This window comes from Candidatus Eisenbacteria bacterium, assembly GCA_026388185.1.
In the GTDB taxonomy this organism is placed as follows: domain Bacteria; phylum Eisenbacteria; class RBG-16-71-46; order JAFGJU01; family JAFGJU01; genus JAPLKG01.
This window is the reverse complement of the sequence record JAPLKG010000014.1, coordinates 225281-241465: the sequence shown is the minus strand read 5'-3', so window position 1 is coordinate 241465 and position 16185 is coordinate 225281. Positions and strand designations below refer to the sequence as shown.

Here is a 16185-nt window from a genome sequence, read left to right as displayed (position 1 = left end):
CTGCCCGACTAGATTCCGGGCCGGGAGATGACTCGTCTTTCTATTTTCCTCTGCCTAGCAGGAAATACAGAATCATCCCGATCAACGGCAGCACCAGGATTAAGATGATCCACAGAGCCTTCTTGCCTACCTCCATGGGTCTCTTGAGGCAATCCAGGATCGCGACGACATCCAGCACCAGAACGACAAGACCGATGATTGCATGCATGTCCTCTCCGTTTCCTCCTTTCGTGCCTAAACGTCTGTCCTACGTCATCACTCGCACTCTCGCAACACAACCCGCTTGGCATTACGGATCAAAATGCTATCCCGAGCCCCGCTGCGTGTCAATCATGTTCTATAGGCACGGCTCATCTACGTTAGCCGCTAGTCTCTTCACCGCCGAAGAAGCCTTCCTGGCGGCCGCCATCGCCTGTGCAATAGTCTCCGAGATGCTCTGGGGAGAATGGGCGAGGCCGCAGATGTAGATGCCGTTCCTGGAAGATTCAACGGGCCTCAGGCCGGGATGAACTTCGGCGAAGAATCCCTTGTCGTCGATTTCAACTCCCAGCATGCTGGCGAGCTCTGCTACTCCGGGATGCGGCCTGAAACCCGTGCTCAAGACAACGTAGTCAGCCGAAACAGTCTCGGTGGGCGTAGCCTCCCCCGCCACTCTCGCCGCCCCAGCGGCCATAGCACGAGCCGAGATGCCATCCCTCAACCTCACAAACTCAATCCCCTTCTCCTTGGCCTCAGAGAACAACTCTTCTTCCACAAAATAAACCCGGATGTCCCTGTGAAAGACGACTACTTTTGTCTCGGGCTTCAGTTGTTTCACCTTGAGCGCGTTTCTCAGAGCCTGCTCACAACAGGTGCGTGAGCACACGGGCCAATCAGAACTGCGAGAACCGACGCACTGAATCATGGCTATTGACGAAGCCTCGAGTTCACCAGCGTTCAAAATGTTCTCGAATTCAAATTGTGTAACGACTCTCTTGTCTTTTCCGTGGAGAAACTCCTCCGGAATGTGTTCCCTTCCGCCGGTGCATATCACTACGGCACCAAACTCATCTTCTTTCTCACTCCCGTTCGAACGCAGGACGGCGGAAAAGTGTCCGGCCTCTCCCGAGAACTTTCCGAGTTCGGTGGACGTCAGAACCTTGACTCTACCCGTCGCTTCCACGGCCTTGAGCAAAGATGAAATCAGGGTCTTGCCATGTGCGTCCCCCTCGGACTGACCGCCCTTATCAGAGGCACCGCTCTTGCCGCGTGATCCGCTTTTCTCTGGTGTCGCCTCCAATCGAACAGGAAATCTCGCCGCGATTCCGCCCGGCTCTCGCTCTTTCTCGATAATCGTGACTTCGTGGCCCGAGTTGGATAGCTCGATGGCCGCAGTGAGGCCTGCGACTCCACTTCCGATCACGAGAACAGATGAAGAAACAGACGAAGAGGCGGGCGGCGAAACGTCTCCTGCCGAGGTCTCTCCGGAAGGCCCCTCGCCGCCATACGCAGTGTCGCGAATCACGTCGCCGGCCGGGAGCGACCCGCCGTTAATGCTCCGCAACGCCGCCGCGGAGGCCGCGTCGGCTTGGCACACACTCTGCTCGATGTCCCTCGGACCGGTAAACGCGCCGGCGGCCACTATTCCGGCCTTGCTTGCTAGAATCGGCGCAAACGCACTCGTCTGGCAGAAGCCATACTTGTTGAGTCTGACTCCGGTCTTCCGGGAGATGGCTCGCGCCGTCGAAGAAGGTCTCATTCCTACGGAGAGAACGACCAAGTCATACTCTTCCCGCCTCGCGCCGCCGACGGAAGAGTCCACCGCGTCACTCGCCACGCTGGCAGAGGAAAACTCCACCACCAGGTTCCCGCTCTCGGGGGCTTCCTCGATTCCTGATACCGCTGCCGGAATCAAATCGACCCTCGGTTCCTTCAATACGGTCTGATAGAATTCCTCCGAACCCTTGCCGAACGGCCTCATGTCCCGATGGAAAATCGTCACGCGAGCGTCGTTTATCTGTCTCACTAGCGACAGGGCCTCCCTCATCGCGCTCATGCAGCAAACGCTGGAACAATAGTCTGCACCGAGTGCCTCGTCCCTCGAGCCCACGCATTGCACAAACGCAATCCGCGTCGGCACTTCGCCGTCATGCGGCCTGAGAACCTTCCCACCGTACGGCCCGGTCCGGCTCAACATTCTTTCCAGCTCGATACTGGTGATCACGTTTGCAAATTGCCTGTAACCAAGCTCGCGGATTCTCCCGGCCTCGAATTCGTCGAAACCAGGCGTGAGCACTATCGCACCCACTTTCAGCCTGAGCATTCGGGGCTTCTCGTCGTAGACAACCGCGCGCGGGTCGCACTCCGCAAGGCAGAGACCGCACCCGATACAACGCCTGCAACTGAGGCATCTCTTGGCCTCCCTGATAGCGCTCTCTTCTTCAAGGCCGGGCTCTGTTTCTTCGAAGCCCTTTCGTTCTTCGAGAGGTAGGTGCGGCATCTTTTCTCTCGGTGCCGGTATGTCGCCAAAATCAGTTATGAACTTGCTCTTCTTCATTTGTGCCCAGAATCACTCTCGGTCGCGCCGGCGAAGAACCGTTGATTTCTGCACCGACCTTCTGCGGCCAGTGTCCGAACTCCACAAGTGCCCGCCGCTCAGCTCATCCCTCCAAGTACTTCTCTATCGAGTCCGCGGCCACGTGCGCCGCGGCTATTGCCTGGATGATCGTGGCGGGGCCGGTCACGCAGTCACCTGCCGCAAAAACGCCGGCGCGATTCGTGGCCATGGTTCTTTCGTCCACGACGAACGAGTTCCATTTTGAAATCTTCAGCCCGTGCCCTTCGTGAAGGAACGATATCTCAGGCTCCTGGCTGATTGCCGGGACGATGCAGTCTGTCTCGATCTCGAATTCGGAACCTTCAAGGGGGAGGGGGCTTCTTCTCCCGCTGGCGTCGAGTTTCCCCAGCTTCATCTTTGTGCATATCATGCTGCTGACCCTGCCGTTTCTGCCCAGCATCTTGACCGGCCCGGCCAGGTAATGAATCTTCACGCCTTCTCTCTCGGCCTCCTCGATCTCCCAGGGATTCGCCGGCATCTCTCTGCGGCTTCTCCTATAAAGTATGCTCACTTCCTGACAACCGAGACGCAACGCCGTCCGAGCGGAGTCGATCGCAGAGTTGCCTCCACCTATTACTACGACCTTCTCGCCGGGTTTTCTCTTGTCGCCGAGATTGACTCGCCTCAGGAAGACGACGCAATCGAGAATCCCCTCGAATTCGTCCTCCCCCGGCACGCCGAGCTTCAGCCCCTTGTGCGCGCCGACGCCAAAGAACAGCGCTCTGAAGCCTTGCTTCAGGAGATCGTCAATTGTGAGGTCCTTCCCCACTGGTGCGTTGAACTTGAGTTCGACGCCGAGCGCCTTGATGTACTCAACGTCGGACTCTATGACGTGCCTCGGCAGCCTGTACTCGGGAATCCCGAGCCAGAGCATACCGCCCGGTACGGGAGCGGCCTCGAATATCGTGCATTCGCGCCCTTTCAGTGCGAGGTCGTAGGCAACGGTCAAACCGGCTGGGCCGGAGCCGACGACGGCGACTTTGCTGTTGGATTTCTTCTTCGTGGGGTTGGGCAGGGGAATCTTACCCTGCTTTCTAAGGTCGACTTCGTAGTCGCTCGCGAATCTCTTCAGCGCGTCTATCGCGATAGGCTCGTCCTGCTTGCCGCGGTTGCAAGCGCTCTCGCAAGGGTGATTGCAGACTCGACCGCACACGGCCGGCAGGGGGTTCGTCCGCCTCACGACTTCGACGGCCTCGGCGTACTTCCCGTCTGCGATGAGCCCGACGTAAGTCCTCACGTCAACGTGCGCGGGACAAGTCTCTACGCATATCGGCGTCTCCTTCTCGATGTTGTAAAGACGCGGGAGTGACGCCCAGTTATGTGAGTCTATGGCGGTCCTGAGACAGAGGCCTTCGTTGAACGTGTCGAATGGCTTTATGGGACAGACGACGGCGCAGGCGCCGCAGAACGTGCATTTCTCGTCGACCCTGAAGGGATCCTGCCTGACCACAACTTCGAAAGCTCCGACCTCGCCCTTGACCTCCTCGACCGCAGCATTCGTGACGAGATGAATGTTCGGGTACCGCTTCAGAGCCTCGATCTTCGGCACAAGCTCGCACAAAGCAGAAACGTCAGAGGCGGTCGTCCGATCAAGTTGAGCCATCGCGCCGCCGATGGTGGGGCTTTGTTCCACGAGATAGACTTCTACGCCGGCCTCGGCGAGTTCGAGAGCCGCCTCTATCCCCGCAATCCCGCCGCCCACCACGAGGACGGCGCGGTTCTCGGGGCTCGAGTCTCTCGTCTGTTCCGTCATTCCCTGTGCCATTTCCGGATTATCCTACTCTTCGCTGCAACCTCGAGCATCGAGGGCACGGCTCTCCACTGCAGAAAGGGCCTGCCCTTCTGCCCTGACTCGCCAAAGCGGTGTCTTGCCCTCGATTCTTTCGATTTCCGCCATCCCCATCCTTCGCATGTCAACGAGTTCTCTCAGGATTCGGAGCGGCGAAGCCTTCAGCGTTCTCGCAAGTTCCTTCACCGAGACAAGTCCGTCTTTCCCGCGAAGGACGATCTCCTGGATCGTGCACTCGTCCATTACTATCTCGTCGTACATTCTTCCCAGCTCGTGCTCCGTGAAGACTTCGCCGTACAGGTTGCCCGTGCCGGAGAATTCGACCTTCTTCCCCGTCACCCACCTGAGCTTCTTCCCTTCGACGACGTTTCTCGCGACCTGAAGCTTGAGGGGAAGCTCCTCTCTGGTGAGATGCTCGCTATCGCCCAGCGGGCCCAGTTTTGTGATCGCGTCAGTGAATTCGGTCACATATCTTACGAACTTATTGCCCTCGGCCGACGACATCATCCTCATCTCGAGCCTGTCCGGATTTATGCCGCAGCATGAGAGGATTTTTTTCGCGACAAAGATCCTCGCCTGAGAATGGTAGTTTCCGTCCGTGTAATGGCACTCGCCCAAGAGGCATGCGCCCACGAAGACTCCGTCCGCTCCGTTGAGGAACGCTCCCATCATGATGGACGGGTCCACCCTACCCGAGCACATGACTCGTATCACCCTTACTTCAGGTGGATATTGAAGTCTCGCAACCCCGGCGAGATCCGCTGCCCCGTACGCTCACCAATTGCAGCAGAACGCCAAGATTCTGGGCCTGAACTCGCTCATGTTTCTCCTCTTAAGTACGCTCTAACCTGCGCGTCGAGCTGCTCGTCCGTGTAATGGCTCATGCCAATCGCGCTCTTGTAACACATGGCGGCACACACGCCGCACCCCTTGCATGCAACATTTGTCATCCTGGCCTTGGGCCCCTTCTCCGTGTCCACGATCTCGATTGCCCCGTACGGGCACGCCGCTGCACACATGCCGCATCCCCTGCAAGCATCCTCGTCCACAAGTTCGCTGACGATCGGCTCCACCTTCACGTATCCTCTCGTCAGCGGAATGGAAGCGCGGGCCGCAGCACCCAACGCCTGGTAGATGCTCTCGCTCGTGGACGAGGGCCAATGGGCGGTCCCACAAACGTAGATCCCGTCCGTCGCGAAATCCATGGGTCTCAACTTCACGTGGGCCTCGAGGAAAAACTTGTTCTCGTCGAGGGGCACCTTGAGCATTCGCGAGACCTTCTCGACTCCCTTTCTCGGAACGAGCGGCGAGGAGAGAATCACAAGATCCGCATCTAGTACCATCTTTCTTCCGGTGAGGGGATTGAGCACACTTACTCTGCCGGCCTCTACGACCGGTGGATTATCGAGGGAATAATTGACGAATCGCACACCCATCTGTTTCGCCTTGAGATACATTTCTTCATTCTTGACGCCGTAGCATTGCAGATCCCTGTATAGTATGTGTACGGAGGAGTCGGGCACGGCCTCCTTAATGAGCATTGCGTTCTTTATCGAGTTCGTGCAGCAAATCCGCGAGCAGTAGATTCTCTCTCGCACCCTGGCCCCCGCGCACAGAATCATCACGAATCGCTTACCCTCGAGTTTTCCCCGCTTCATCATTTCCTCGAGTTGAATCTGCCTTATGACTTTCTTGCCGTCGTACCCAAAGTAGCCATCCGGTATGAGCTCTTCGGCCCCGGTTGCAACGACGATGACGCCGCACACAAACTTCGTCATTTCGCCGGAGGAGGACACGGACACCTCATACTTGCCGATGTAGCCCCTAACGTCCGTGACGATGCTGGAGGTCATTATCTCAATCTTGAGGTCACGCCGGGCGTCTCTTATCTTCTCTGCAATGAACTCGCTCGCAGAGATGTTGGAAGGATAGAGTCTATTGACGTACGTGAGGAGCCCGCCCAACTCTTTTTCTCTCTCTACCAGTTTGACAGGAAACCCTCTTCTTGCGAGGGAAAGAGCGCATGTAAGACCGGATATCCCCCCACCGATGACCAGGGCTACTCGCGCCACGTCTGCGGTGATCTCTTCTTTGGGCTCGAGTCTCGTCGCCCTTGCAACTCCCATCCGCACGAGATCCTTGGCCTTCTCGGTCGCGATCTCTCTACTGGCCTTGTGAACCCAGGAGCACTGTTCACGGATGTTCACGAACTCAAAGAGGTACTTGTTGAGTCCCGCCTCCTCGCACGCGGCCCGGAACACCGGCTCGTGAGTCCGAGGCGTGCAGGCCGCAACGACCACGCGATTGAGGTTCTGCTCCTTGATGGCGTTCCTTATGTCAGTCACGCCCGCCTCCGAGCACGAGAAAAGATTCTCCCGCGAGAAGACCACGCTTGGAAGCGTGCGGGAATAATCGGACACGACCTTGGTGTCGAGGAAACCCGCAATGTTTGTCCCACACTTGCATATGAAGACACCGATGCGGATCTCGTCGCTGCTCGCAGCCACGTCGTCGTCGGATCGGACGCCCTTCATTGACTCACTCATCATCGACTATCTCTCACTCGCTCCTATGTACTTCGCACACCTCGAAGCCCCCCACTCTGACAGTCCGTCTCCGGACCGAGATTCTCTCTCCCCCCCTTCACGTGCACGCATTCTTCCGCGCATCACTCGCTCAAGAACCTGACGCCACACTTACTTCCGGCAACACCATCTCCGCCGCCCTCATTGCGGCCGCGCTTGCCTGCGAAACGGCTTCCGGAATGTCGCACGGCCCGTTGCAAAAACCGCAGGCGAATATCCCGGGCCTGGAAGTATCGGCGGGCTCTCGGTCGCCGACACTCACGAACCGATTCTCATCAAGTCTGATGTCCAGAATCTCTGCCAGTCGGTCGGAACCTTTGGCCGCCGTAGCCGCCGCCGAGAGAACGACGAGGTCGACCTTGAGGGACTTCACTTCCCGTTTCCGCGTGTCCTCGTACCAGACGATCGGATTCCCGCTCTTGTCTTCTTCCACCTCCGCCACTCGTCCCCTGACGTAATTGATGCCGTAGATCTCCCGCCCCTTTATCTCGTAATCCTGAAACCACTTTCCCACGTTTCTAAAGTCCGTGTGGAAAATGTAAGAGACCGCCTCGGGATCGTGCTCTCGCGCCAGCATCGCGTCCTTTATCGCGTACATGCAGCATACGCTCGAGCAATACTTGCAGTAGTTGAGGTCCCGCGACCCGACGCATTGGAGATACGCCACTTTCTTCGCCAGCGTCTTGTCCGAGGGCCGATAAAGGTGCCCGCCCGTCGGACCGGTCGCGTTGATCAGTCGTTCATACTCCAACCCTGTGATGACGTTCTTGATCCGACCGTAGCCGTATTGGGTCAACGGCGTCGGATCGAACACGTCAAGACCGGTGGCCACGATTATTGCTCCGACCGACAGCTCAAGCGTTTCGTCCTTCTGCTCAAAATCGATCGCACCCTTCTGGCACACCCTCTCGCACAGCCTGCACTTGCCTTTCTCGAAAAACGTGCAGTTGTCCTTGTCGATCGTCATGACGGCAGGGATTCCCTGCGCAAAATATAGGTAAATGGCCCGCCTGTCCTTCAACTTCATGTCGAACTCGTCGCCGACCTTTCGCGGACACTTGGCCGCGCAGTCGCCGCAGGCGTTGCACACATCGGCTTTCACGAAGCGGGCTTTCTTCTTCACGGTAACCGAGAAAGCGCCCACCTCACCCTTGACGCTCTCGATCTCGCTGTACGCGAGGATGTCAATGTTGGGATGCCGACCGGCATCCAGCATCTTAGGCGCCAGTATTCATATGGAGCAGTCATTCGTGGGAAACGTCTTATCCAGTTGAGCCATTACGCCGCCGATACTCGGCCTGCGCTCAACCATGTAGACCTTTACCCCCATGTCAGCGAGATCCAGAGAGGCCTGAATCCCCGCTATGCCTCCTCCTATTACCAGTACCTCAGCCACTCGCTCTCCCTCCTCGAGAATCGCCTCCCAAAGGGCGAAGCATTCCAAGGGTCACCTGCCGCGCCCCTATCCCGCGGCATCCAGCACAAGCGAAACGATGTCCCTGATTCCAATATTGAGCTCCCTGTCCTTGTCGTACTGGGCGCACGTCAGATGAATCCTGCATTTCGGGCAGGCTGTGATCAGAGTAGACGCCCCTGTTTCCTTTGCCTCGGCCAGCCTGTCGAGTTGAATCTGTTTGTTGCAGAGCGTGCAGGTGATCCACGCGCTCGAACCACAGCAGACTGCGTTGGCGCGATTCCTCGGCATTTCGATGAGCTCGACCCCTGGAATCAGAGCCAACAACTCCCGCATTTCTTCCGTTCGTCCCATCATCCTTCCCATCCTGCACGGATCCTGGAGAGTCACCTTGAGCGGTTCGGCGCCGGACTCGGACGTTCGCTCAGCACCCGAACGAGGCGCGTGCAATACCAGCCCGCCCTTTTTCACCTTCTCGAGCAGGATGTCGGTGACGTGCAGAACGTCAAACTTGAGCTTGCCGAGAGCCTCCGGATATAGCTTACTAAATGTGTAATATCCTTCCGGGCACGTGAAGATCACCCTCTTCGCGCCCGAACCGGAGATGAGCTTCAGATTGTACTTCGCCAGTCTGACGAAATCGTCGTGGTTCCCCGACCAGTACAGATCGTGACCGCAACAGCGTTCGTTTTCGGAAACGACAGGCGTGATGCCCACCAAATTCATCAACCTGACCGCCGACCGCGCAACCGGAGTGCTTTCCAGTTCGATGTTCTTGAACACTACGTCAAAGTATGGGAGGCATCCGACAAAGTAGAAGTCGTCGCCTCGCGTGCACGTTCGGAGGCTGGCGTCGAGCCAGCGAGTACTCTTGGGTCTGAAGCCCTTGGCGTGCAGTTCCATGATGGAACGCAAGACACCGGCGTGTGTGTCGACCCCCTCAAAGCCTTCCTGTCGCGCCGCCACTCTGGCCGCTCTCATGAATTCGTTGTAGTCGACCTGCGCGGGGCAGCGAACACTGCACGTCTTGCACGTGAGACAGGACCACAGTTCCTTGTCAGCCAGAATCTCGTCCTGAGGCCCCAGGAGCAGTTTCTCAACCATAAGCCTGGGCGAAAAATTCGGATTTACGCGGGAGACGGGGCAACTGCCCGTGCAAATCCCGCACTCAACGCAGTTGTAGGCCTTGGTCTCCGCGATTTTTCGTTCCAGACCCGCGTCGGGTTTCAAACTGACCTCCACGAGAAGTTCCGGCTGCAACTCATTACCGCTCCACGGCGACGGCGCCGAGCCCCACTATTTTCCGGTGAAATTCCTTCACGCAGTCGGCGAAACGCTTCCCCTCTTCCGTGTCGAACGTCGCCAGGTAAATCCTCTCAGACCCTATTCCGAGAAGCCCGACAAGCTCCTTCGAATCGGCGACCACCTGCTCGCACGTGGAGCTTCCGTTCACGTAGTGACACATCTCCGGTTTGCATGCCGCCACCAGCACTCCCTGCGCACCCGAGCCAAAGGCATCCAGAATGAGAGCTGGAGTAAGCCGTCCGGCACACGTCAATGTCACTATCCTGGTGTCCGCAGGATATTCTTCACCGACGACCCCAGCGTTGTCTGCGGCGATTGCCGGATACCAATTGCAGGTGAATATGACGACGTTAGATGGACGGCTCACCTTCGCGTTATCCTTCTTCATAGTGTCTCGATCTCTCTATGGCCTCTCGGCGTCCAAACGCGTCCAGGCATGCCCGGCGACCTCCACAGATCGCCCGAAACCTCCATCCTCTACGCTCGCGCTGGGCACCCGCTAGTTCTAGGCTCCAACGACTTCCACCATCGCCTTTATCTGCCTCTGCGTCACCGGCGCGAGAGAGGGCGCTCCGTTTATACACACGGTCGAGCAAACTCCACAACCGGTGCACAGGGTCTCGTCAACGTTCGCACGCTTGAGACCATTGTCGAGCGTCACCATTTCTATCGCGTCCCACCGGCACGCTTCGGCACACCGGCTGCAACCCCTGCACACATTCTCATCAATCTTCGAGAAAAGCGGGGCTTTCACGATTTCGCTCCCGAGAAACCGGGAAATTCTAGAGGCTGCAGCCATGGCCTGCGTGCCACACTCGAGAATGGTTGCAGGTGAATGACAGCTTCCCACTACAAATATGCCTCTCTCAACAAAATCGCCGGGCCTCAGCTTAATGTGGGATTCGACGAAGAAACCATGAGCGTCTACCGGAATTCGCAGAAGCTCGGCAAGCTTGTCAGAACCCGGCCGCGGCTTGAGGAAAGTCGGCAAGACAACAACGTCCGCACTGACGCGGACTCCATCCTTCAGAAGAAGCCCGGCCTTCACGAATTCAATATTCGCATCATCGTCACATTTTACGAACGTTACTCCGGCGTTCTTGGCTCTATGGAATTCTCTCTCCATCTCCGAGGGCACGTTCGCGAAAACAAACTGCGTCTCGAGTCCGGGGCTTGCTTCTTTGAGCGAGGTCGCGTTCTTCAATGCCACGAGAGAATAGACTCTCGAAGTGGAGTGGCTGAGTCGCGACGCAGAAACGTTGAGAAAGAGAACGGAGCGGGCACCCTTGAGTGTCTCGTTCGGAAGCTCCCTTTCAAAATCAATCTGCCCGAGAATGCGACCGCCAAAGGTGGAGATTCCCCTCAGCGGCGGCGATTCCAGTAATTCCGTCAGGCTCACACAGTCGGCGCCAGTCGCAACCACTATCGCTCCGAATTGGCACTCCTCAATCCTCCCGTCCGTTGATAGTCTCGCGCGATACCGGCCCGGGGCACCTGCGAAAGAAACAAGTTCGGTTCGTTTGAGCAGTCTCACCTTGCCTTCGATCTTCGAGAGCCTTTCTTCTACGATGTCTCTCGCAGCCTTGCCGTAAGGGTAGGGCCTGTGAAGTCGAAGAAGCATCCCGCCCAGGACCTCTTCCTTCTCGATGAGGGTCACGTCAGGAGTTCCGCTGCCACTCAAGCTCGCAAGCTCCGCTGCGACACCGAGACCACTCAGGCCGCCGCCAATCACAAGGACAGAGTTCTCCGGCGTCGCCCTCACGGGTTCGTAGGACCCGGAGAGACTCACTTTCTTGACGCTCGCACCAATCAGAGCCTTTGCCTTTTTCGTGGCGCCGGCTTTGTCTTTGTGAACTCGGCTGCAATGCTCGCGGACGTTCGCCACGTCAACGTACCATCTGTTTAGTCCGGCCGACTCGCAGGCTTGAGCCACAAGTTTCCCGTGCAGTCGAGGCGTGCAGCCGGCGATCACGATTCTCTCGAGTCGATGTTCCTTGATTGCATTCGCCAAGGTCGCCACTCCGGGCCTCGAACAAGGATAGGCCTCGGCCCCAACATAAACCACACCGGGCAACGCGCGGACGAATGTCTCGATCTCCGGGAAATCCAACGCCTCGCGTATTTCGTTCCCGCAATAGCAGAGGATGACACCGATTCTTGGAGAATTTTCCATCCGTTCTCCTGATACCGGAGGCCGCGGCTCGCCGGATCGTTTCACGCGCTTTGCAAGGTCACTCACTTCACGGTCTTCGCCGCGGGCTTCCCCGAGATTTTTTCCGAGAGCCATCCGACGTAGTCGTCTGGTAATTTCGGAACTATTTCAAATGCGGCGCATACGCTGCACGGCTCTATGGAGGCACCCTCGCCGGCAACGTGCACTGATTTGACTTGATCTATTTCCTTCAGCGTAATCGCTTCGGTCGGACAGATCGTTGTGCACGTGCCGCAACTTATACACGTGGCCGAACCTCTGCGAAAAGGCGGTTCCACTCTCCTCTTCATCCCTCTCTGCGAGAACCCTATCGCCCCCGCGCCCACTATCTCGTTGCACGCTCGCACGCACAGACCGCAGGCAATGCAATTGTGAGTCTCCGGAAATTTGTACCTGGGCTCACCCACACCGAGTTGCTCTGCAAGCTCTCTTATCTTTCTCGCTTCCGGCGAACGCGACAGGTAGAGTTCCACCAGAAGCCGTCTGTGACGAAGAATCTCGTCCGTGGAGGTCATTACTTCCGCACCTTCCTCGACGGGATACACACAGGAGGCCACGAATCGCTTGACTCCCTTCACCGAGAGCTCGACCACGCAGAGCCGGCAAGCAGCGTAGGGCTCGAGCGCTTCATCGAAGCAAAGCGTCGGAATCTCAATGCCGGCCTGCCTGCCGGCCTCGAGAATTGTGAAGCCTCTCTCGACCGCGAGGTCTCGTCCGTCTATCTTAATGCTTACGTTTCCCTGCATCTTTCTTGACTGCCTTCTTCTTATGAGTTACCTGCGCGCTCTTGGGCGCCCCAACCTTTTCCGATGCCTGACGCTTCGTGGCCGCTTTTTCTTTGAGCCGCGCGATTTCTTCAGGAGTAAATTTGCGTCTGCAGACCTTCGCCGGACACTTCTTGTCCCTTATGTGTGCCTCGTATTCGTGTCTGAAATACCGGATTGTGGTGAGCACGGGATTCGGTGCAGTCTGTCCGAGTCCGCAGAGCGATAGAGCTTTCACGGTCTCGGCAAGTGTTTCCAAAAACTCGATGTCTCCCTCTTTACCTTGTCCCTCGCATATCCGCGCGAGCGTTTCGTTCATCACGTATGTGCCTATTCGGCACGGCGCGCACTTCCCGCATGACTCTGCGGCGGTGAACGTCAGGAAGAAGCGGGCCATGTCGACCATGCAGACTTTCTCGTCCATCACAACCATGCCGCCGGAACCCATTATGGCGCCGGCTTCGGTCAATCGTTCGTAGTCGACGGGAAGATCTATCAGGCTCTCGGGAATGAATCCGCCGGAGGGGCCGCCGGTCTGAATTGCCTTGAACTTCCCTCCGTCCGTGATGCCACCCCCTATGCTGTAGACTATCTCTCTCAGAGTAATGCCCATCGGTACTTCAATGAGACCGCTGTTGTTGACTTTCCCGACGAGCGAAAACACCTTCGTGCCCTTGCTCTTCTCCGTACCGATTTGAGAATACCAGTTTCCGCCTCTCGCCACGATCACGGGAACGTTCGCCCACGTCTCTACGTTGTTTATGTTGGTGGGTCTTCCCCACAAACCGGATTGCGCGGGAAACGGCGGCCTGGGGCGAGGCTCGCCTACCCTGCCCTCGATCGAGGCCATAAGTGCGGTCTCTTCACCGCAAACGAAAGCGCCGGCCCCCTTGCTCAGTTTCACTCTGAAGCTGAAACCACTTCCCAGAATATCGTCGCCGAGCAGGCCGTATTCTTCCGACTGTTTGATCGCTCTTTGCAGTTTGTCTATCGCCAGGGGATACTCTGCTCTCACATAAATGTAGCCTTCGTGCGCCCCGACGGCAAAGGCCCCGATCGCCATGCCTTCGAGCACGCTGTGCGGATCTCCCTCAAGAACGCTCCTGTCCATGTATGCGCCGGGGTCTCCCTCGTCCGCGTTGCAGATAATGTATTTCACGTCTCCCGGCGCGTTGCGAGTAAACTGCCACTTGACGCCGGTCGGGAAACCCGCCCCGCCCCGACCGCGCAGGCCCGAGGTCTTCACTTCTTCGATCACCCGTTCGGGCGAAAGCTCCTTGAGCACTTTGTGAAGGGCGAGATAGCCGCCTCGCGCAACGTACTCATCAATGCTGTCGGGATTTATGACGCCGCAGTTGCGCAGCACGATTCTCTTTTGTTGTTTGAAGAATGGCACGTCACCAAACGCGGGAACGCCGGCGAGCTCGCTCGCGCCAGCGTCGCTCCTCGGCCTCGTGCCCGTGGCGCCGCTCGCGGACAACTCCCCACTCAAGCCGGTCAAACCGCCCGTTACTCCACTCGAAATCTGGACTGTGGTCCCCTCCACGAGATTCTCGTCTTCCTCGATGCGTGCTAGGAGTCCCTCCGTGAGGATCTTTCCGGAAGCGAGAGATCCCACGATATCGTTCGCGGCGGGAGGAGTCACATTTGCGTAGGTCAATCTGGGCTTGCCCGGCTGAATTATGTCCACGAGGGGCTCCTTGTAGCAGGAGCCGATGCAGCCGATGGGAGAAATGTGGACGTCGAGACTAAGCTTCTGTGTTTCGTCGCGAAGGGCCTTCATGACTGTTCTGGAACCGCTTGCGATTCCACAGGAGGCCATGCCGACCATGATCTTCGTCTTCCGTGGATAGAGAGTGGCCAGCCCCCTGTTCTTGGCCGCCAGGAGATCTTCGAGCGAACGAATCTTCATGGGAAACTCATTCCAAAAGCGCGATTCAGCCCAAAAACGCGAGCGGCGACGTCAAGAAGGCGTCACTTGCCTACGTCATGCCTCGCCGGTTTCCTGCTTCTTGTATCCCGCCAGGGTTTCAAGCGCCTTGTCCGGACTCGTGTGCCCGTAGACTTCATCGTCCACCTTGAGAACCGGGGCAATGCTACAACACCCGAGGCATCTCACGTCCTCAATCGTAAACTCCAGGTCGGCGGTTGTACCCGAAGAGTCAACGCTCATCTGCTTGCGCACGTGGGTAAGGATTTCTCCCGCCCCCCTCACGTGGCATGCCGTACCCAGGCAAACGCTCACAACGTGTCGCCCCTTCGGTATCAAACTGAACGCGTTGTAGAAAGTCGCGACGCTGAAAACTTGGCTTGGAGGAACCCCGATTCTGCCGCTAATGAGAACCAGGGCCTCCTCCGGGAGGAAGCGGAACTCGTCCTGGACGTCTTCCAGAATAGCGATGAGCGAGCCGGGAGTGGGCTTGTGTTGCTGTAGGATACGTTCTATCTTGCTAATGTCGAAATGCATGGCCGACCCTATTATAGGCCTTAACCTCTTTCATTTCAACGAAATCGACCGATCGAGCACGCGTCATCGTCAAGGCATACAGGTTTCGGATTTTACCAGAGTTGACGCGAGTACGTCAAGTACGCCAAATCGACTCTGTTGAGCCAAGGCGAGAGTATCAGTCTTCCGTGCCAAAGTACCAATGTCATTGGGTGGGGCAAAGCCGCCTCGCGCCAAATGCGCTTGGAAGAGATTAGTGGACTCGGAACACAAGGAGTATTCGAAGGATCTGTGGCGCGGCCCGAAGTATCCAGCGCGACTTGCTTGGGGTGGGCATGACCAGAAAATTGAAACGATGCCTGTGATTCCCACAACTCAGCGAAATAGCGCTTTAGTTCTGCCCCAGCACATGTCACGTGTGAGCTTGAGAGGCAACGCATAACAAGAAAGGCTCATCCCGATCAGGTAACGCAACCGTGGTTGCGTTACCTGATCGACGGGAAAGCAACACCGATGCTGACAACTCAGTACAGAATGCTCAGCTTCGGCGAACCCTGCGACTTGTCAGTCGAGAGCCCCCCCGAGAACGGCCCCGACACCTTCACAAGAACCCCGAAGTTCTTGGAAGGCTCCTCGAGCCAACCGTTTACAACGTCGGTGAGATCAAACTGTAATGGCTCACGACAGCCCTTCTCACTGATGCAATGAGCGGAAGAACGCTTGTTACAGTCGCCCCCTCTTGTCTGCCACGGCATAGTCCAACTCACGGTTTCTTCATCCCAATCCCTGGTCAAAGCAAACGCCTGAAGAACGACCGCGTCCTCCTGGCCACCGCAATTAGCCTGAAACGTAAGGTTCGCGAAATCAACTGAATGCCCGGACAAAACCTCCGGCATGGCGAACTTCATAAGAAGCTCTGAGGTGTTGGAGTTATCCGAAGGGCTGATGACAGCGACCTTGGCCGGTTCAAGTTCCAGGGTTCTGGCTGATGAATCTGCAACAATCAGACCAAGACACACAAGAGTCAGAAGAGCAACGCATATCCTTTTCATGATTCCAATCTCCTTGTCGAAC

The 16185-nt window shown here is 57.2% G+C and carries 13 protein-coding genes and 1 pseudogene; all 14 read right to left on the bottom strand.

Annotated features, from left to right (window positions below; translation table 11 throughout):
• Nucleotides 1–40 precede the first annotated feature (40 nt).
• The 14 genes and pseudogenes from NTX17_08540 to NTX17_08475 all read right to left on the bottom strand — a co-directional run bounded on the left by NTX17_08540 (nt 41) and on the right by NTX17_08475 (nt 16163).
• A complete protein-coding gene (locus NTX17_08540; protein MCX5801418.1) occupies nt 41–208 on the bottom strand; it encodes a PLDc N-terminal domain-containing protein in 168 nt (55 codons plus the stop codon).
• A 129-nt stretch (nt 209–337) separates the two neighbouring features.
• The gene (locus NTX17_08535) at nt 338–2536 is read right to left on the bottom strand and encodes an FAD-dependent oxidoreductase (protein MCX5801417.1); all 2199 of its coding nucleotides are present in this window, start codon (nt 2534–2536) and stop codon (nt 338–340) included.
• Between the two features lie 103 nt (nt 2537–2639).
• Entirely contained in the window at nt 2640–4361 is a 1722-nt protein-coding gene (locus NTX17_08530; GenBank protein MCX5801416.1) for an FAD-dependent oxidoreductase, read from the bottom strand.
• Nucleotides 4362–4373: 12 nt separating this feature from the next.
• Nucleotides 4374–5144: pseudogene (locus tag NTX17_08525) on the bottom strand (hydrogenase iron-sulfur subunit).
• 59 nt (nt 5145–5203) lie between these two features.
• Entirely contained in the window at nt 5204–6919 is a 1716-nt protein-coding gene (locus tag NTX17_08520; GenBank protein MCX5801415.1) for a CoB--CoM heterodisulfide reductase iron-sulfur subunit A family protein, read from the bottom strand.
• Between the two features lie 142 nt (nt 6920–7061).
• The gene (locus NTX17_08515) at nt 7062–8186 is read right to left on the bottom strand and encodes an FAD-dependent oxidoreductase (GenBank protein MCX5801414.1); all 1125 of its coding nucleotides are present in this window, start codon (nt 8184–8186) and stop codon (nt 7062–7064) included.
• A gap of 15 nt (nt 8187–8201) precedes the next feature.
• Nucleotides 8202–8366, bottom strand: coding sequence for an FAD-dependent oxidoreductase (locus NTX17_08510; protein ID MCX5801413.1), 165 nt, complete (start codon nt 8364–8366; stop codon nt 8202–8204).
• Between the two features lie 66 nt (nt 8367–8432).
• A complete protein-coding gene (locus tag NTX17_08505; protein ID MCX5801412.1) occupies nt 8433–9644 on the bottom strand; it encodes a (Fe-S)-binding protein in 1212 nt (403 codons plus the stop codon).
• Nucleotides 9645–9648: 4 nt separating this feature from the next.
• Complete coding sequence (locus tag NTX17_08500) at nt 9649–10077, bottom strand: hydrogenase iron-sulfur subunit (GenBank protein MCX5801411.1); 429 nt, start codon at nt 10075–10077, stop codon at nt 9649–9651.
• 117 nt (nt 10078–10194) lie between these two features.
• On the bottom strand, nt 10195–11862 hold the full coding sequence (locus NTX17_08495; protein ID MCX5801410.1) for a 4Fe-4S binding protein: 1668 nt from the start codon (nt 11860–11862) through the stop codon (nt 10195–10197).
• 62 nt (nt 11863–11924) lie between these two features.
• Complete coding sequence (locus tag NTX17_08490) at nt 11925–12647, bottom strand: 2Fe-2S iron-sulfur cluster-binding protein (protein MCX5801409.1); 723 nt, start codon at nt 12645–12647, stop codon at nt 11925–11927.
• Entirely contained in the window at nt 12625–14061 is a 1437-nt protein-coding gene (gene nuoF, locus NTX17_08485; protein ID MCX5801408.1) for an NADH-quinone oxidoreductase subunit NuoF, read from the bottom strand. Before nuoF ends, NTX17_08490 begins: the two co-directional genes overlap by 23 nt.
• 591 nt (nt 14062–14652) lie before the next feature.
• Nucleotides 14653–15132 (bottom strand): NAD(P)H-dependent oxidoreductase subunit E, encoded by a 480-nt coding sequence (locus tag NTX17_08480; GenBank protein MCX5801407.1) that lies wholly within the window; start codon nt 15130–15132, stop codon nt 14653–14655.
• Nucleotides 15133–15635: 503 nt separating this feature from the next.
• Nucleotides 15636–16163, bottom strand: coding sequence for a DNRLRE domain-containing protein (locus NTX17_08475; GenBank protein ID MCX5801406.1), 528 nt, complete (start codon nt 16161–16163; stop codon nt 15636–15638).
• Nucleotides 16164–16185: the final 22 nt, after the last annotated feature.